Here is an 18,024-nt window from a genome sequence, read left to right as displayed (position 1 = left end):
CCGGTGTGGCGGTGGGGAGGCGCGATCAGCGCGTCCTCGCCGCCACATGGCGGTCGACGTTCGCCGGGGAGAGCACCTCGCGGGCGACCATGATCGCTGCGCCGAGGACGGCCGCGCGGTCACCGGCCTGCGACTGCACTATGGCGAGATGCTGCGTCGCGAGGGGGATCGAGCGTCGGTAGACGACCTCGCGCACACCGGCGAGCAGGTGCTCGCCCGCCCGGGCGATGCTGCCGCCCAGCACGATGATCGACGGGTTGAGCAGGTTGACGACCGTGGCGAGGACTTCACCCACGTCGCGCCCCGCCTGCCGTGTCGCCTCGATGGCTGCGGCGTTGCCGGAGCGCACGAGGTCGACGACGTCGGCAGGGCTGCTCGCCTCGTGCCCGCCCGCCCGGAGAGCCGTCGCGAGTGCCGCGCCGCTGGCGAGGGCCTCGAGGTCGCGCTCGTCGCCGGGTTCCCTGGTCGAACCCGATCCGCTCGGAACCTGCACGTGCCCCATGTCGCCCGCCGACCCCTGAGCGCCGCGCTGCAGCTGACCGCCCGCGATGATCCCCGCGCCGATGCCCGTCGAGACCTTGACGAAGATCAGGTCGTCGACGTGCGGCCAGGTGGTGGCGTGCTCGCCGAGCGCGAGGATGTTGACGTCGTTGTCGACGAGCACCGGCACGTCGAAGGTGCGCTGCACGTAGCCGGGGACGTCGAAGCGGTCCCACCCCGGCATGATCGGCGGATTGGTCGGCCGGCCCGTCGAGTGCTCGACAGGACCAGGAACCCCGATCCCGACGCCGAGCAGCGCGATCCCGGCGGATGCGGGGGTGTCGAGGAGGGCCGCACCGTCGGCGAGGATCACGTCGAGCAGGCTCTCGGGTCCGTCGCCGATGTCGATCGTGCGTGTCCGCGAATCGAGGATCAGGCCGGCGAGGTCGGCGACGGCGACCGTCGCGTGCGTGGCGCCGAGATCGACGGCCAGCACGACCCCGGCGCGGGCGTTGAAGGCCAATCGCGCGGGTGGACGTCCGCCGGTCGAGACCGCCTCTCCTGCGGGGCGCAGCAGACCGGCGGCCAGGAGCGCGTCTACGCGCAGCGCCACCGTCGAGCGGGCGAGGCCGGTGAGGGCTGCGAGCTCGGCCTTGGTGCGGGCGGTGCCGTCGCGGAGGATCTGGAAGATCTCGCCGGCACCGGGATTCGCCGCCGCGGCGGGGCGAAGTGCGTCAACCATTGCGTCAGTAAACCACAGCACTTACGCGGGGCCCCGATTGACTTCCGATTCGTTACAAAGAACTTTTGACAGAGGTCTAGCAAAAGTCGGGGACGCTGTGGCAGACTCACCGGCATGACAACGGATGTCACAGACACCGGTCTCGGAACGATCCGAGTCGGCATCCTCGGCGGAGGATTCATGGCCCGCGTGCATCGCACCGCGGCCCGCGATGCAGGCGGCGAGCTCCGCGCCGTCGCCACACGCTCTGCCTCGGGAAGCAGGCAGGCGGCCGACGAGCTCGGAGCCGGTCGCGCCGAGATCGACGTGGCGACGCTGCTGGATGCCGAGGACATCGATGTCGTGCACATCTGCACTCCCAACGCCACCCATGCAGACCTCGCCCTCCGTGCGCTCGAGGCGGGCAAGCACGTCATCTGCGAGAAGCCGCTGGCGACGAACGCCGACGACGCGAAGCGCCTCGTCGACCTCGCGGCGGAGCGTGGTCGGGTCGCCGCCGTGCCCTTCGTCTACCGCTACCACCCGATGGTGCGCGAGGCGAGGGCCCGCGTCGCCCAGGGCGACGTCGGAGAACTTCTCACGCTCGACTGCTCGTACCTGCAGGACTGGATGCTGCTCCCCACGGACGACGACTGGCGGGTGCGATCGGCGACCGGCGGCGCCTCCAGGGCCTTCGCCGACATCGGCTCGCACCTGTGCGATCTGATCGAGTTCGTGATCGGAGAGCGCATCCGCTCTCTGAGCGCACGGACCCGTCGCGTCTTCGACGAGCGGGCAGGGCAGACGGTCGACACCGAGGACATCGTCGCGATCCTCGTCGAGACGGAATCGGGCGCGCTCGGCACGCTGCTCATCTCGCAGATGGCCGCAGGGCGCAAGAACGCGCTGACCCTCGAACTGCACGGATCTCTGCAGAGCCTGCGCTTCGAACAGGAGCGCCCGGAGGAGCTGTGGGTCGGGATGCGGCGGGAATCGCACATCCTGCTGCGCGACCCCGCCACGGCCGCACCCGATTCGGCCCGTCTGCAGCGGGTCCCCGCAGGCCACGCGATGGGCTATCAGGACGCGTTCAACGGGTTCATCGCCGACGTGTACGCGGCGATCGGAGGCGCGGATCCGATGGGGCTTCCGACATTCGAAGACGGATATCGATCCGCCGTGCTGACCGAGGCCGTTCTTGCCTCCGCGGCCACGGACGGTCGCTGGACGGAGGTGGCGGCATGACCGCAGCAGTCGACACGCAGGCGGTGCTCGAGGTCTCGGGGATCCGCAAGTCGTTCTTCGGGGTCGAGGTGCTGAAGGGCATCGACTTCGACGTGCGTCCCGGCGAGGTGCACGGTCTCGTGGGTGAGAACGGAGCGGGAAAGTCCACGCTCATGAAGATCATCGCCGGAGTGCAGCCGGCCGACGAGGGCGTCGTGCGATATCGCGGCGACGAGGTGCACCACACGCACCCGCGCCAGGCGATGGACGACGGCATCGTGACGGTCTTCCAGGAGTTCACGCTGCTTCCCGAGCGCACGGTCGCGCAGAACGTGTACCTCGGCCGCGAGCCGCGTCGTGGCGGGTTCGTCGACCGCAAGGCCATGGTCACCCGGACGGCGGAGCTCCTCGCCGATCTCGGCGTCTCGTTCATCGACCCGCAGGCGCGCGTCGGCTCGTTGACGGTCGCCGAGCAGCAGATCGTCGAGATCGTGAAGGCGCTGTCGTTCGACGCCCGGGTCATCTCGATGGACGAGCCGACAGCCGCGCTCAGCGACCGCGAGGTCGAGCTGCTCTACGCGATCATCCGTCGTCTCACCTCTCGAGGCGTCGCGGTGATCTACGTCTCGCACCGGTTGAAGGAGATCTTCGACCTCTGCGACCGCATCACGATCCTCAAGGACGGCGCACTCGTGTCGACCGATGCGACGGCGGACCTCACCACCGACGAGCTCGTGCGCCGCATGGTGGGGCGCTCGATCCAGTCGTACTTCCCGGATGTCGTCGACGGCACCGTCGTCGGTGAGCCGCGGCTCGAGCTCGACGGCTGCGGCAATGCCTTCGTCGACGAGGTCTCGCTCACGCTCCGCGCGGGGGAGATCGTCGGGATCGCCGGCCTGCAGGGCTCCGGACGCACCGAGCTCGTGGAGGGCATCTTCGGGATCGACCCGTTCGCCCGGGGGAGCATGCGCGTCGACGGCGCTTCCGTGCGCATCACGAGTGCGCGAGCGGCGGTGCGGGCGGGGCTCGCACTCGTCTCCGAGGACCGCAAGGCGCAGGGGCTCGCGCTGGGCCAGTCGGTGCTCGACAATTCGCTGCTCGTCATCCGGAGCGTGTTCTCCGCTCGTACGTCCTCCTCTCGACGAGAGGTCCCCGGGGTGCTCAGCTCGCTCGAGATCAGCTCACGCGGACTCGACCAGGAGGCGCGCTTCCTCTCGGGTGGCAACCAGCAGAAGGTCGTGCTCGCGAAATGGCTGCTCACGCAACCGCAGATCGTGCTCTTCGACGAGCCGACCCGCGGTATCGACGTCGGCGCGAAGTACGCCGTCTACCAGCTCATGCGAGATCTCGCGGCACAGGGCAAGGCGGTGCTCATGGTCTCCAGCGAACTCCCCGAGGTGATCGGCATGAGCGATCGGATCCTCGTCATGCACGACGGCGAGCTCGTCGCCGAGCTGCCTGCGGGCTCCGCCGAGCACGAGATCCTCGGCGCCGCGACCGGGGCGATCCATCCGCATGATGAGACCACCGGCGGAGGTGCACGATGAAGCGCGTGCGGATCGACTCGACGGTCATCGTCCTCGGCATCCTCGTCCTCGCCCTGATCGTCGGCGCGATCCTCGTCGCGACCGTCGGGCGCAGCTTCTTCAGTGCGGGCAACATCCGCGACATCCTCACCGGGATGAGCGTGCTCGGGCTCGTCGCGATCGGTCAGACGCTCGTGGTGCTCGGCGCCTCGCTCGACCTCTCGGTGACCTACGTCATCAGCCTCTCGAGCCTGTTGGCCGCCACGATCATGAACGGGCGTCCTGGCAACATCCCCGCCGCGGTCGCGGTCACCCTGCTCGTCTGCGCCGGTATCGGCCTCGTCAACGGACTCATCGTCACGGTGCTCAAGGTGAACGGCTTCATCGCCACCCTCGGCGTCGGCCTCATCCTGCAGGGCATCCTCAACACGAACTTCGAGGGGTCTGCCGGGAACGTGCCGTGGGAGTTCCAGCTCATCGGCGCTACGGGCGTCGGTCCGATCCCCGTCTCGACCATCATCATGATCGCGCTCGCCGTGGTCGTGTGGTTCCTGCTGAACCGCACCCGCACCGGAGCGCACCTGTACGCCGTCGGCGGAGATCCTGACATCGCCCGTCTGTCGGGGGTGCGCACCCGGCCGCCACTGATCGCGGCGCACGTGCTGTGCTCGGTCTTCGCCGGACTCGCAGGATTGCTGCTCGCCAGCAGGCTCGGTGTCGGCAGCCCGACCGTCGGCCAGCAGGGCGGCTACGCGCTCCTGTCGATCGCGGCTGTCGTGCTCGGCGGCACGCTGCTGCTGGGCGGCAGAGGATCGATCTGGGGTGCGATAGGCGGTGTCGCGATCCTCGCGGTGGTCGACAGCGTGATGAGCGTCATGCAGGTGAACCCGTTCCTCAAGGACGTGGTGCGCGGCGTCGTGATCGTCGCAGCCGTGGCGGTCTACAGCCGACGAGCGATCGTGCGTCGCCGCCCGCGCTTCGGTCCAGGGGGCACGAGGACCGGGGGAGACGACGCCGCCAAGGCGGCCGAGCCCGAGATGGCGGCCGCCGCCTCAGAGCTCGCCGATACGAGCACCGCCGCGGAAGGAGGACGCTCGTGAACGCGCTGCGCACACTCGTGAGTCCCCGGGGAGCGGTGTTCCTGCTGCTCGTGATCCTGCTCGTCGCCGTCACGATCCTCAACCCGAGCTTCGCGGAGCCCGGCCAGTTCATGCGGTTCATCCAGCGGGTGGCTCCGATCGCGATCGTCGCCATCGGCCAGTACTTCGTCATCATCGCCGGAGAGTTCGACCTGTCGCAGGGCTCGCTGATCACCGCGCAGGTGATCGTCGCGGGCAACCTCGTCGGGCAGGACGACTCGCGCACCATTCCCGTGCTGCTGCTCATGGTCGTCTTCGGAGCCGTGGTGGGACTCGTCAACGGCGTGATCACGACGCTGCTCAAGGTGCCGTCCTTCATCGTCACACTCGGCATGATGCTCGCCCTCCTGGGCGGCGTCATGTGGTGGACGGGTGGGGCTGCCACCGGCAACCCCGCCGACAGCTTCCGCGAGATCGGCCGCGGCGGAATCCGTGACGTGCCCGTCCTCGAGTTCATCCCCTGGGCGGTGTTCATCCTGATCGGCTGGCTCGCCCTCGGCATCTGGATCACGAAGCGACCGCTCGGCAAGCTGCTCATCGCGGTCGGCGACAACTCCACGGCGGTCGACTTCGCCGGCGCCCGCAGCGCCTGGGTCACGACTCGCGCGTTCATGATCTCGTCGCTCTCCGCCACGCTCTCGGCCGTGCTGCTGGTCGGCTACGCGGGGGTCCACCCATCGGTCGGTCGCGGCTACGAGTTCGTCGCGATCACGGCCGTCGTCCTCGGAGGCGTCGTGCTCGGCGGTGGGCGGGGCTGGATCGTCGCCGCTGCTGCGGGAGCCTTCGCGCTCGAAGCCCTGTTCATGCTGCTGAACATCGCCGGCGTGCCCTCGACGCTGCGCGACGCCGTGCAGGGCGTCATCATCATCGCCGCCGTCGCCTACTCCGCCGTCGCGTTCCGCGCGCGGCGCCGGCGCGGTCCGCGGACCTCGCCCGAGCCCACGACCGCAGAACCCGTATCCACCGCAACAACCCGCACCATCCACACAGAAACCAGAGGAGATTAGCAATGCGACGATCAATGAGGATCGCCACCGCAGGGGTGGCTCTCTTCGGCCTCATCGCGCTCGCCGGGTGTACGACAGACCCGTCCGTGGCGCCGGCCGAATCCGACAGTCCGGATGAATCGGCCGAGACCACCGAATGGTTCGACCAGGAGCTCTTCGACAAGCAGATGGAGGAGCGCGGCGTCGAGCCGCAGGGCCCGGCCGATGAGCCGTACCTCCAGCACATCAACGCCGAGATGGTCGACACGTCCGAGTTCGCGAGCGAGGGGGCCAAGAAGGCCTGCTTCGCGAACGCGTCGATCTCGAACCCGTGGCGCCAGACCGGCTGGATCACGATGAACGAGCAGCTCAAGTCGCTGCAGGAGGCCGGAGCGATCAGCGAGATGGAGACCCGCGACGCGCAGGACTCCGATGACACGCAGATCGCCGACATCGACTACTTCATCGCGGAGGGCGGCTGCGACGTCTTCCTCATCTCGCCGAACAGCACGGCGGCGATGACTCCGGCGGTCGAGCGGGCCTGCGAGACCGGCAAACCGGTCATCGTGTTCGACCGCGGCGTGAACACCGACTGCCCCGTCACGTTCATCCACCCGATCGGTGGATTCGCGTGGGGCATCGACACGGCCGAGTTCCTCATCGACAACCTCGAAGAGGGCGACAAGGTCGTGGCCCTGCGCATCCTCCCGGGTGTCGACGTGCTCGAGCATCGGTGGGCTGCCGCCGAGAAGCTCTTCGACGAGGCGGGGATCGAGGCCGTGGACTACTTCACGGGTGCCGACCCCGCCGAGATCAAGAGCATCATCAGCGACGAGCTCGCCAAGGGCGACGTGCAGGGCATCTGGATGGATGCCGGTGACGGTGCGGTCGCGGCGATCGAGGCATTCGAGGATGCCGGTGCCGACTACCCGGTGATGACCGGCGAGGACGAGATGAGCTTCCTGCGCAAGTGGAAGGAGACGGGTCTCACGGGTCTCGCGCCGGTGTACTCGAACTTCCAGTGGCGCACGCCTCTGCTCGCCGCGCAGATGGTCTTCGCGGGTGAAGAGGTGCCGAAGGAGTGGGTGCTGCCGCAGAAGCCGATCACCGAGGCGGAGCTCGACGACTACCTCGAGGCGAATGACGGGATGCCCGACGGGCACTACGCCAAGTTCGGCGGGGAGAACCTTCCCGGTTACCCGACGGTCTGGCAGGAACGTCAGATCCCGTAACCCGCAGTGACGCTCCCACCCTTCCCTCCGCCCACCTGCGGATGGGAGGGTGGGAGCACACGCGTCATCCCCGAAGGAGCAGGATGCCTCGCACGATCGCCGTCAACACGTGGGTGTGGACGTCTCCACTCACCGATGCGACGCTCGAGCCGCTCGCGCGGAAGGCCGCCGAGATGGGCTATCAGGCGCTGGAGCTGCCGCTCGAGAGCATCGGCGACTGGGACCCAGGGCGCACGCGCGAGGTTCTCGACGGGCTCGGCCTCGGCGCGATCGTCGTCGGAGCGATGGGTCCCGGCAGGTCGTTGCTCTCGAGAGCGGGCGACGTGACCGCCACACAGGACTACCTGCGATCGTGTCTCGACGCGGCGGTCACACTCGGGTCCGATGTCGTCGCAGGCCCCTTCTACGCTCCGACCGGCGTGACCTGGCGGATGACGGCGGAGGAGCGTGCGGAGATCGTGCACGAGTTGCGCGAGAACCTCCGCCCCCCGGCTGAGGAGGCCGCATCCAGGGGCATCGCGCTGGCGATCGAGCCGCTCAACCGGTATGAGACCAGCGTTCTGAACACCGTGGAGCAGAGCCTGGATGCGCTCGAGCCGCTGCTCGGTGCGGGTGTCGGTCTCGCGCTCGACACGTACCACCTCAACATCGAGGAGAAGAGGCCCGCCGACGCCGTCCGGGCCGCCGGGTCGTCGATCGCTCACGTCCAGGTGTGCGGCAGCGATCGCGGAGCGGTCGGAGACGATCACACCGACTGGCCCGAGCTGCTGCGGGCACTCGACGATGCGGGGTACCGCGGACCGCTCGGACTCGAGAGCTTCACCGGCGATAACGCGACGATCGCGGTCGCCGCATCCGTCTGGCGTCCTCTCGCACCGAGCCAGGACGAACTCGCCCGCCGCAGCATCCACGCGCTCAGGGCGCTCGGCGCCTGACACCGTCACGCGATACGAAGGAGCGTCCATGAGCACCCACCCCGTCACGCTGTTCACCGGCCAGTGGGCCGACCTGCCGTTCGAGGAGGTGGCCCGGCTCGCGGCCGAATGGGGGTACGACGGCCTCGAGGTCGCGGCCTCGGGCGATCATCTCGATCTGCGGCGGGCCGACGAGGACGACGCCTACGCCGCCTCCCGACTCGAGATCCTCGACAGGCACGGGCTGAAGATCTTCGCGATCTCCAACCACCTCGCCGGTCAAGCCGTCTGCGATGCGCCGATCGACTTCCGTCATCAGGCGATCCTGCGCGACTACGTGTGGGGCGACGGAGATGCCGAGGGCGTGCGGCAGCGGGCGGCCGACGACATGACGCGCGCCGCGCGGGTGGCGCGCAAGCTCGGCATCGACACGGTCGTCGGGTTCACCGGTTCATCGATCTGGCCCTATGTGGCGATGTTCCCGCCCGTGCCGGCATCGGTCATCGAGGGCGGCTTCGAGGACTTCGCCGCTCGCTGGAACCCGATCCTCGACGTGTTCGACGGCGAGGGTGTGCGCTTCGCCCACGAGGTGCATCCGGGTGAGATCGCCTACGACTACTGGTCATCGGTGCGTGCGCTGGAAGCGATCGATCACCGGAAGGCGTTCGGCTTCAACTGGGACCCGTCGCACATGATGTGGCAGAACATCGATCCGGTCGGGTTCATAGTCGACTTCGCCGACCGGATCTACCACGTCGACTGCAAGGACACCCGGATGCGCCCGCACAACGGCCGTGCCGGGGTGCTCGGCTCGCATCTGCCGTGGGGCGACCCGCGCCGCGGATGGGACTTCGTCTCGACAGGTCACGGTGATGTGCCGTGGGAGGATGCATTCCGCGCCCTCGAGGCGATCCGCTACGACGGTCCCATCTCGATCGAATGGGAGGATGCCGGCATGGATCGGCTGCACGGCGCATCCGAGGCCCTCCACTACGTGCGGTCGCTGCTGTGGCCGCTGCCCACGGCATCCTTCGATGCCGCCTTCAGCAACCAGGAGACCGGAGCCGCCCCATGACCATCCAGCACACCGTCGTCTTTCGTCTGATCCACGAGGCCGGCTCGGCGGAGGAACGCGAGTTCCTCGCCACCGGCCGGGCGGTGCTCACCTCGATTCCCGGGGTCGAGGACTTCACGATCCGCAGGCAGGTGAGCCCGAAGAGCGACCTCGAGCACCAGTTCTCGATGGTTTTCCGGGACACCGACGCCTACCGGGCGTACAACGACCATCCGGCGCACACCGCGTTCGTGTCCGAGCGATGGGTGCCCGAGGTAGCGGCGTTCCAGGAGTACGACTTCGAGGCGTGAGCGGAGAGCCCTGACCTCGGTCAGGAGGCCGAATCGCGCAGCTTCACCAGGCGTTCGTGTCCGGTCTCCTCGAGCTCGGCGATGTTCTCGCGCGACTTCAGGAAGTCGGAGAACGACCGGTAGCCGAGAGCCTTCTCGCTGAACGACGGATCCATGCGTCGCATGTGGGTCTTCACGGCAGAGCTGTGCAGCCACTCGTCGGCATCGGTCTTGTCGTGGCCGAGTCGCAGTGCCCGCTGCAGCAGCTCGGTCGCCTCGCCCTGTTCGGTGCCGTCGCCCTGCTCGTCGACCTTCGCCGGCGCCTGAGCTGCGGCCTTCGCCTTGGTGGTCTTGGCGGGCTGCCTGGACTTGGCCTTCACTGCGGGCTCCGGTTCGGCGACCGTCTCGGCGATCTCCACGGCCGCGGGGGCGGCGGCGGGAGCGGTGGCCTTGGTCGGCCGCACGACGCCCGGAAGCGAGTCGTAGGCTTCGAACTCGTCGCACGCGGCGGCCAGCGACTTGGCGGTGGAACCGGCGACGCCGACGCCGATCACATAACGGCCCAGGCGCTTGCAGCGCTGCGCGAGCGGCACGTAGTCGCTGTCTCCGGCGACGATCACGACGTGCGTGAGATCGGGAAGCCGGAACATGTCCTCGACGGCGTCGACGGCCAGACGGATGTCGGCACCGTTCTTCGCATAGGCCGCCGCGGGGAACAGCTGCACGAGGTCGACCGCACGCGCGACGAGCTGCGATCGGTACACCGCGTTCACCGGAGACGACCAGTCGGCGTAGGCGCGCGTGAGCACGAGCGTGCCGAACGAGGCGGCGTAGTCGATGATCGCGCCGACCTCGATCATCGCGCGGGCCAGCCGCTCGGTGACCTCGGGGTCGGAGGGGTTCTCGGTGATGCGCTGACGGTCTTTGCCGTAGGCGTTGCGTCCGTGCACCCGGTCGTACCAGGAGATGACGATGTTGTCGAAGTCGAGATAGACGGCGACGCGCGCGTCGTGTGCCTCAGCCATTGGTGTCTCCTTCGCCCGGGTACCGCACACCGATCTGGGCGCGGATCTCGTCGAGGGTGCCCATGATGGCGACGCTCTCGGCGATCGGCAGGATGTCGCCCTCGAGCAGCCCGTCACGCACGAGTCGCTCGGCGGCATGCGCCTGGTACTCCATGCCGCGACCCGCCACGTCGGAGGCGTACTCCTCGGCGATCGTGCCGTCGGGCAGCACGACGCGGAAGGTCGTCGGGGCGTACCAGACCTGGTCGATGTCGATGCGCGCCTTCGTGCCGATGATGCTCGCGGCGTTCGGGCCGGCCGCCCTCGACGACGACAGGGTGGTCGAGATCGCGCCCCCCTCGTGCGTCATGATCGTCGCGACCTCGGCATCCGCACCGGTCTCGATCAGGCGGGCGACCGACTGGATGCCGGTGGGGGCGCCGAGGATGTCCCACACGAACGAGATCGGGTAGATCCCGAGGTCGAGAAGGGCCCCGCCGCCGAGCTCGAGCGCGTTCAGGCGGTGCGCGGGGTCGGTGGGCAGGAGCTGCGTGTGGTCGGCGCTCACCGCACGGATCTCGCCGAGCGTGCCGGCGGCGATGATCTCGCGGATGCGGACCATGTGCGGCAGATACCGCGTCCACATCGCCTCCATCGCGAGGAGCCCTCGTTCGGCTGCCAGGCGCTGCAGGTCTTCGGCCTCGCCTCTGTTGAGCGTGAAGGCCTTCTCGACCAGGACGTGCTTGCCGGCCTCGAGAGCCAGGCGCGCGCCCTCGTGGTGCATCGGATGCGGCGTCGAGACGTAGATGATGTCGACGTCGGGGTCGGCGACGAGAGCGTCATACGACGGGTGCGCGTGCGCGATGTCGAAGCGGGCCGCGAACGCGTCGGCGGATTCCTGCGAGCGGGAGCCGACGGCGACGAGATCGAGCCCGGCGGTGCGCAGATCGGATGCGAACGCGCCGGCGATGCCGCCGGTTGCGAGGATTCCCCAACGAAGACCAGTCATGGTCTCAGCGTAGAGGGTGCGGCCGACAGCCGGGACGATCAGGCGAGAGCCGCGAGCGTGCGCTGCGGTACGAGCGGGAAGACCTGCTCGGCGATCCGCTCGAGCTCCTCGTCGAGTGGTGACGCCTGGATCAACAGCAGGGTGATCCCGGCATCCGCGTAGTCGTGGATGCGCTCGGCCACCTGCTCTGCCGTGCCGACGAGGTTCGGGCGCAGGCCCCTGGTGCCGACCGAGTACTCGCGACGGGTGAGCTCGAGCGACAGCTTCGAGTTGCGCTGGAATTCCTCGAACGACGCGTAGCCGGGGGAATCGGGATCGACCGTGGTGATGCGGTCGAGCTCGCGCTGCGCCTCGGCCTCGGTGTCTCGGACGATCACGTACGCCGGCATCCCGAACTCGGCGATCGGGCGGCCGTGCAGCCGCTCGGAACGCGCGTTCATATCGGTCACGTTGGCGCGGACCTCGTCGAGAGTGCCGCCGTGCATGACGTAGGCGTCGGCGAAGCCGGCGATCGACTCGCGCCCCGCCTCGCTCTCTCCGCCCGCGAAGATCACGGGATGACTCGAGGGCTTCGGCTCGACGATCGTCCCGTCGAGGGAGTAGTGCGACCCCTCGAACGAGTACGGAGTCTTCTCCCACAGGCCGTTCAACACCGTCACGAACTCCTCGGCCTGCACGTAGCGCTCGTCATGGGTCGTGAACTGCCCGCCGAACTGTCGGGCCTCCTCGGCCCACCAGGCGGCGACGACGTTGAGGGAGACGCGACCCGGGGCGATCTGATCAAGGGTCCCGACGGTCTTCGCGAGCACGGCGGGCAGATGGAAGCCGGGGCGCACGGCGGTCATGACGCGCAGGCGCTCGGTGACGGCGAGGATGGCCGCCGACAGCGACCAGGCCTCGAGGCTCGGTGCGTCCGTGCCCTTGCGGTCGTTGAGGTAGAGCTCCGGCACGAGGGTGGTGTGGAATCCCAGGCGGTCGGCCTTCGCCGACACCTCGCGGATGTACCCCCACGTGGCAGCCATCCGGCCTTCGTCGGTGACGTTGCGCAGGAATCCGCCGTAGACGGGGGTCCAGTAGCCGAGATCGATTGCCATGATGGCCCCTTCTGTCAGACCAGCGCGAGCGCGTGGTCGAGGTCGGCGATGAGATCGGCCGGGTCTTCGAGCCCCGCCGACAGCCGGATCGTCGTGAGCGAGATGCCTGCGGCTGCCCGCTGCTCTGCGGTGAGGTGCGAATGCGTCATGGATGCCGGGTGGTTCACGAGGCTGCGTGCGTCGCCGATGTTCGCCACGAGACGGATGACCCGGAGTGAGTCGATCACACGAGCGACACTGCCCTGGGTCTCGGCATCGAGCGGGACGGCGAGGTCGAACGAGAAGACCGAGGGCCCTCCTCGCGGCAGATAGCGCTGGGCGAGCGGATGCCAGCGGTTGCCCTCGAGCCCGGGGTGGTGCACGGTCGCGACGGCCGGATGCCGCTGCAGGTGCTCCGCGAGCGCGAGCGCCGTGGCGGTCTGCCGCGCGACCCGCAGATCGAGGGTCTCGACGCCCTGCAGGATCTGCCAGGCGTTGAACGGCGAGAGCGAGGGACCGAGATCGTGCACGTACTTGGACTTCACGAGCGCCGCGAACGCCTGACCGCTGCCGAAGCGCTCCCACAGGGTGAAGTCCCCGACGCGTGCGTAGGGCTCGGTGAAGTGCGGCCAGCGTGCGGGCTCGCGGCCGAAGTCGAAGGTGCCCTGGTCGACGACCACACCGCCGAGAGACGTGCCGTGACCGCTGAGGAACTTGGTCGCGGAGTGCACGACGAAGTCCGCGCCGTGCTCACCCGGCCGCACCAGGTACGGGGTGCCGACGGTGTTATCGATCACGAGGGGCACACCGGCCTCGTGCGCGATGTCGGCGACGGCGCGGATGTCGAGGACCTGGGCGATCGGGTTCGCGATCGACTCGGCGAACAGCACGCGCGTCTCAGAGCGGATCGCCGCGCGCCAGGCATCGGGGTCGTCCTGATCGACGAAGGTCACCGGGATGCCGAAGTCGTCGAAGGTCTCCTGCAGCAGATCGACCGTGCCTCCGTACAGCTGCGAGGCGGCGACGATGTGACCACCGCGGCCCACGAGCGCGAGCAGGGTCACGGCGACCGCCGCCTGCCCTGACGCCACGGCCACCGCGGACACCCCGCCCTCGAGGGCGGCGATGCGCTCTTCGAGGATCTGCTGGGTCGGACTCGCGTTGCGGCTGTACAGGTTGCCGGCGGTGCGCAGCGCGAACAGGTCGGCGGCGTCGGCGAGCGAGGCGAACTCGTAGGCGGCCGTCTGATAGATCGGCGGGACGGCGCTGTTCTGCGGAGTCCCCGGGGTGTACCCCGCCTGGATCTGCCGCGTCGAGAACTCGGTCATGCGGTCGCCACCGCCGCCGTCTCATGCGTGCGGACGATCGCGGCGTGCACGTCGCCGCCCCGCAGACGTTCGAGCCACTGCACGAGCGCCGCCGCGACGCTGCGATGCGACTGGTCGTTGAGCGCATCGTGCAGTCCGCCGACGGTCTCGACGATCTCGAGGTCGGGAACGGCGCGCAGCGCGTCGATCACCTGGGTCAGCGGAGAGACGGTGTCGGCGCCGCCGTGCACGGCGAGCACGGGGACCTCGATCGCCGCGAGGTCGGCGGCTGCCGGGAGAGGCTCGGCCGGAGCGACGTCGACGGATGCGGCCTCGGCGGCCAGCACGCCCAGATGCAGCGGGCACGCCGTGCGCTCCTCGGGGGACGGAAGGTCGAGCTCGGCATCCACCAGAGTGCCGGCCACGACCGCCGCGTCGACGGAGACGCCCTGCGCGATGAGGCGCAGCACCGCGGATGCTCCGGCATCCGACCCGACGAGCACCCGCGGGGTGTCGGTCGCCTCCGAGAGCCAGGCGCTCGCGGCATCGGCATCCTCTTCGAAGACGGCGACGGTGTAGCCGTCCGAGCTCAGACGGCGGCCGAAGCGCTCGTACACGCCTGCGCGCTCGCCGCGTCCGGTGACGAGGGCCAGCGTGCCGCGAACGCGGGCGGGAGGCGTCCAGAGCGCGGGGGAGGAGGTCGTGGTCATGCCCCCATCCTCCGATCGGCCGCCGACACTCACCGACGATGTGTCGCCGTGTTGCGCCCCGTTTCGCTGCGCTTCCCCGGCTGTTGGCGGTCGGATCCGGGCGCTCATACTTTCGGGGGCATGACCGAACCCCTCATCATCGGCGCCATGGTGCGCACCCTCGGCGCGTACCCGTCCGGCTGGCGGCAACAGGGCGCGCACCGCGACCCCTCGTCGGATGCCGACATCCTCCGCCGCATCGCGCGCGAGGGCGAGGATGCGGGGCTCGACTACCTGTTCTTCGGAGACTGGCTGGCGACGGGACCGGACCTGGAGTTCCGCGACCCGTATCTGCTGGCTCGCATCGATCCGGTGAGCGCGGTGCTCTTCCTCGCGGGCGTCACCTCGCGCATCGGACTCATCGCCACCGTGAACACGACCTATGCAGACCCGTACGCGACCGCGCGCTCGCTCGCCTCGCTCGACGTGCTCACCCGGGGCCGCGCCGGCGTGAACCTCGTCACGGGCGCCGAGCCGCGTGCGGCGGGCAACCACGGCCGCGATGCGCACGCCGACAACGAGACCCGGTACGACCGCGCCGAGGAGTTCGTCACGGCGCTGCGCCGCCTCTGGGACTCGTGGGGCGAGGACGCCTGGATCGCGGATGCCGAGCGCGGCGTGCTGATCGACCCCGACGGGCTCCGCAGCGCCGACCTGCAGGGCGAGCATGTGCGGGTCTCCGGCCCGTTGAACGTGGCGCGCCCGCCGCAGGGGCAGATCCCGATCGTGCACGCGGGCACCTCCCCGCGTTCGCGGGCTCTCGCAGCCCTCGAGGCCGACCTGGCACTGATCGCCGCCCCGAACATCGCGGATGCGATCGCCACCCGTCGCGACCTGCGCGACATCGCGGCCGCCGCGGGGCGCTCGCCGGAGGCGCTGAAGGTCATCGCCCCGGTGCTGCCCGTCGTCGCGGACTCCGACGCCGAGGCGCACCGCATCGTCGAGCGACTGCTCGCCCTCGTGCCTCTCGCGGAGGGGCATCAGCCCGCGCGCACCGCGTTCCCGCCGAACCGCTCGGTCACGGCGCTCGCCGATGCGCTCGGGGTGGCGGCGGACGATCCGCTGCGCACGGCCGACTTCGATCAGGCCGTGTCCGCAGACGACGCATCCCGGCTGGGTGATGCCGGCGCGGCACTGCTCGACAGGCTCGACAGGATCGCCGGTGTGCGCGTCGAGGGGCGAGGCGGCAGCGGCGAGCTGACCTGGCGCCATCTGGTCGCGGCGCACGCCGTGCCCGCCGCCTTCGTCGTGGGCGATGCCTCGACGATCGCCGACCATTTCGAGACCTGGCGAGACGAGGGCGCGGCCGACGGATTCAACGTGCTCTCGGCGTTCCAGCCGGCGCAGTTCGAGGCCTTCACCCGGCTCGCCGCTCCCGAGCTCCGTCGCCGGGGACTCCTCGGCCGCGCCGATGACGGTGCCCGACCCACGCTCCGCGACCGGCTCGGGGTCGGAGTCCGCGACGGCGCCGCATCATCCCTCGCCGCACTCTGAACCGTCGCATCCGTTACGCCGCGTTGCGCCGGGTGACCGGTCATGACGCCTCGTGACAGGTCACGTCCGCGCATGACGACTCCATTCGCGACAGGCGTCGCAGAGTCCCTAGCGTGACCTTCACCCGCACACCACGAACCACAGCATCCCTTCTCAGGAGGACCCGCATGACCCGCCGTCTCATCCGCGCAGCAGCCGTCGCGCTTCCGCTCGTCCTCGCGGCGGGCCTCGCCGCCTGCGCATCGTCCCCCGCGCCGTCCGACACCTCGGCCGCAGCCGGCGACCCCATCACCGGGGGCACGCTGACGTACCTGGAGCACCAGACGTTCACGAACCTCTACCCGCCGCAGGCGGGCTTCTACCCGAACGGCGGCGTGGTCAACAACATCACCGCCCGCCTCACCTGGCAGAACCCCGACACACTCGAGATCGAGCCGTGGATCGCCTCCGACTGGACCGTGAACGACGACGCCACCGAGTACACCTTCACCCTGAAGCCGGACGTCACGTTCTCGGACGGCACGCCCGTGGATGCCGCCGCTGTCGCGAAGAACTTCGACACCTACGGTCTCGGCGACGCCGAGCGCGGCCTGACCGTCTCGGAGGCGATCAACAACTACGCCGCCAGCGAGGTCGTCGACGAGGACACCGTCACTTTCCGCTTCTCGGCTCCCGCCCCCGGCTTCCTGCAGGCGACGTCGACGATCAACTCGGGACTCCTCTCGCCCGAGACCCTCGACGGCACGATCGAGGACTTCGGCGCCGGCAACGCCGAGGCCATCATCGGTGCGGGGCCCTTCACCGTCACCGACGAGAAGCTCGGCACCGAGTTCACGCTGACGGCCCGCGAGGACTACGCCTGGGCGCCGGAGAGCGCCGAGAACCAGGGTCGTCCGTACCTCGATGCCGTGCACGTGCTCGTGACCCCCGAGGACTCCGTGCGCATCGGCTCGCTGCTCGCAGGTCAAGCCGACTACGTGCGCTACGTCCAGGCCTTCGACGAGGACCGCGTCGAGAGCTCCGGCTTCACGCTCTACGCGCCGCAGACCCGCGGAGTGAACAACTCCATCTCGCTGCGCCCAGAGAACCCGCTGCTCACCGACATCCGGGTCCGCCAGGCGCTCGTCGCCGCCGTAGATGCGCAGGAGGTCGTCGACACCCTGTTCACCGAGAACTACCCCGTCGCGACGTCGGTGCTGTCGCAGGAGGCCCTCGGCTACAAGGACGAGTCGGAGCACTACGCCTACGACCCCGACAAGGCCGAGAAGCTGCTCGACGAGGCGGGCTGGGAGCCCGGTTCCGACGGCATCCGCGAGAAGGACGGCGAGCGCCTGTCGATCACCGTCTACGAGGCCGCCCCTCAGCCGCTCTCGAAGCAGACCCTCGAGCTCGTCGCCCAGCAGCTCGCCAAGGTGGGCGTCGAGCTCACGGTGAAGCCCGCCGACGCCGGCTCGTACGCGGCGGACACCCGCGATCCGCTCAAGACCGGCTTCTACCACTCGATGGTCGGACGCGCGGACTTCGACGTGATCAAGAGCCAGTACTACACGAAGAACCGCGACGCGCTGATCTCGAACGATGCCGAACTCGACGCCCTGCTCGAGGCCGTGGCCTCGGAGCCCGACACCGAGAAGCGGGTCGAGGCCTCGCAGGCCGTGCAGGACTACATCGCCGAGCAGGCGTACGTCATCCCGCTGTTCGAGGAGCCGCAGGTCTACGGTGCCGCCACCTACGTGCACGGTGTGGACTTCGAGTCGGTCGGTCGCCCCACCTTCTCGGGCGTCTGGCTCGCCGAGCACTGAGCCCGACTGACACGGTGCAT

The 18,024-nt window shown here is 69.4% G+C and carries 16 protein-coding genes; 10 read left to right on the top strand and 6 right to left on the bottom strand.

Annotated elements, in window-relative coordinates:
• Nucleotides 1–25: 25 nt before the first annotated feature.
• Nucleotides 26–1,222 (bottom strand): ROK family transcriptional regulator, encoded by a 1,197-nt coding sequence (locus OD997_RS06995; protein WP_259162023.1) that lies wholly within the window; start codon nt 1,220–1,222, stop codon nt 26–28.
• A gap of 114 nt (nt 1,223–1,336) precedes the next feature.
• On the opposite strand from OD997_RS06995, the gene OD997_RS06990 reads away from it, so the two are divergent.
• From OD997_RS06990 to OD997_RS06955, 8 genes are all read left to right on the top strand, one after another.
• A complete protein-coding gene (locus OD997_RS06990) occupies nt 1,337–2,446 on the top strand; it encodes a Gfo/Idh/MocA family protein (protein ID WP_434330961.1) in 1,110 nt (369 codons plus the stop codon).
• Nucleotides 2,443–3,972 carry a sugar ABC transporter ATP-binding protein gene (locus OD997_RS06985; protein ID WP_259162019.1) on the top strand — a complete coding sequence of 510 codons (1,530 nt, stop codon included), beginning with the start codon at nt 2,443–2,445 and terminating at the stop codon, nt 3,970–3,972. The genes OD997_RS06990 and OD997_RS06985 overlap by 4 nt, the downstream gene beginning before the upstream one ends.
• Nucleotides 3,969–5,051 carry an ABC transporter permease gene (locus tag OD997_RS06980; RefSeq protein WP_434330960.1) on the top strand — a complete coding sequence of 361 codons (1,083 nt, stop codon included), beginning with the start codon at nt 3,969–3,971 and terminating at the stop codon, nt 5,049–5,051. Before OD997_RS06985 ends, OD997_RS06980 begins: the two co-directional genes overlap by 4 nt.
• A complete protein-coding gene (locus OD997_RS06975; RefSeq protein ID WP_434330959.1) occupies nt 5,048–6,097 on the top strand; it encodes an ABC transporter permease in 1,050 nt (349 codons plus the stop codon). Before OD997_RS06980 ends, OD997_RS06975 begins: the two co-directional genes overlap by 4 nt.
• Nucleotides 6,098–6,099: 2 nt before the next feature.
• Nucleotides 6,100–7,308, top strand: coding sequence for a substrate-binding domain-containing protein (locus OD997_RS06970; protein WP_259162013.1), 1,209 nt, complete (start codon nt 6,100–6,102; stop codon nt 7,306–7,308).
• A gap of 83 nt (nt 7,309–7,391) precedes the next feature.
• Nucleotides 7,392–8,243 carry a sugar phosphate isomerase/epimerase family protein gene (locus OD997_RS06965; RefSeq protein WP_434330958.1) on the top strand — a complete coding sequence of 284 codons (852 nt, stop codon included), beginning with the start codon at nt 7,392–7,394 and terminating at the stop codon, nt 8,241–8,243.
• 28 nt (nt 8,244–8,271) lie between these two features.
• A complete protein-coding gene (locus OD997_RS06960) occupies nt 8,272–9,297 on the top strand; it encodes a sugar phosphate isomerase/epimerase family protein (RefSeq protein WP_434330957.1) in 1,026 nt (341 codons plus the stop codon).
• A complete protein-coding gene (locus OD997_RS06955) occupies nt 9,294–9,587 on the top strand; it encodes a Dabb family protein (protein ID WP_434330956.1) in 294 nt (97 codons plus the stop codon). Before OD997_RS06960 ends, OD997_RS06955 begins: the two co-directional genes overlap by 4 nt.
• A gap of 20 nt (nt 9,588–9,607) precedes the next feature.
• On the opposite strand, the gene OD997_RS06950 is transcribed toward OD997_RS06955, so the two are convergent.
• Genes OD997_RS06950 through OD997_RS06930 form a run of 5 tightly spaced genes read right to left on the bottom strand, consistent with a single transcriptional unit; the run spans nt 9,608 to nt 14,669 of the window.
• A complete protein-coding gene (locus OD997_RS06950) occupies nt 9,608–10,591 on the bottom strand; it encodes an NYN domain-containing protein (RefSeq protein WP_434330955.1) in 984 nt (327 codons plus the stop codon).
• Nucleotides 10,584–11,579: a Gfo/Idh/MocA family protein gene (locus OD997_RS06945; RefSeq protein WP_434330954.1), complete on the bottom strand. Its 996-nt coding sequence runs from the start codon at nt 11,577–11,579 to the stop codon at nt 10,584–10,586. The genes OD997_RS06950 and OD997_RS06945 overlap by 8 nt, the downstream gene beginning before the upstream one ends.
• Nucleotides 11,580–11,617: 38 nt before the next feature.
• Nucleotides 11,618–12,673, bottom strand: a complete 1,056-nt coding sequence (locus OD997_RS06940) for an LLM class flavin-dependent oxidoreductase (protein WP_434330953.1) — start codon at nt 12,671–12,673, stop codon at nt 11,618–11,620.
• 14 nt (nt 12,674–12,687) lie between these two features.
• The gene (locus OD997_RS06935; protein WP_434330952.1) at nt 12,688–13,980 is read right to left on the bottom strand and encodes an O-acetylhomoserine aminocarboxypropyltransferase/cysteine synthase family protein; all 1,293 of its coding nucleotides are present in this window, start codon (nt 13,978–13,980) and stop codon (nt 12,688–12,690) included.
• Nucleotides 13,977–14,669 (bottom strand): alpha/beta hydrolase, encoded by a 693-nt coding sequence (locus OD997_RS06930; protein WP_434330951.1) that lies wholly within the window; start codon nt 14,667–14,669, stop codon nt 13,977–13,979. Before OD997_RS06930 ends, OD997_RS06935 begins: the two co-directional genes overlap by 4 nt.
• 120 nt (nt 14,670–14,789) lie before the next feature.
• Between OD997_RS06930 and OD997_RS06925 the strand changes: the two genes are divergently transcribed.
• Nucleotides 14,790–16,202: an NtaA/DmoA family FMN-dependent monooxygenase gene (locus tag OD997_RS06925; protein ID WP_434330950.1), complete on the top strand. Its 1,413-nt coding sequence runs from the start codon at nt 14,790–14,792 to the stop codon at nt 16,200–16,202.
• A gap of 167 nt (nt 16,203–16,369) precedes the next feature.
• Nucleotides 16,370–18,004 (top strand): TIGR04028 family ABC transporter substrate-binding protein, encoded by a 1,635-nt coding sequence (locus OD997_RS06920; protein WP_434330949.1) that lies wholly within the window; start codon nt 16,370–16,372, stop codon nt 18,002–18,004.
• Nucleotides 18,005–18,024 lie beyond the last annotated feature (20 nt).

Source organism: Microbacterium sp. CGR1, assembly GCF_051062835.1.
Lineage (GTDB): Bacteria > Actinomycetota > Actinomycetes > Actinomycetales > Microbacteriaceae > Microbacterium.
Note: the sequence above shows the minus strand (reverse complement) of the source record. Positions and strands in the feature narration are given on the sequence as shown.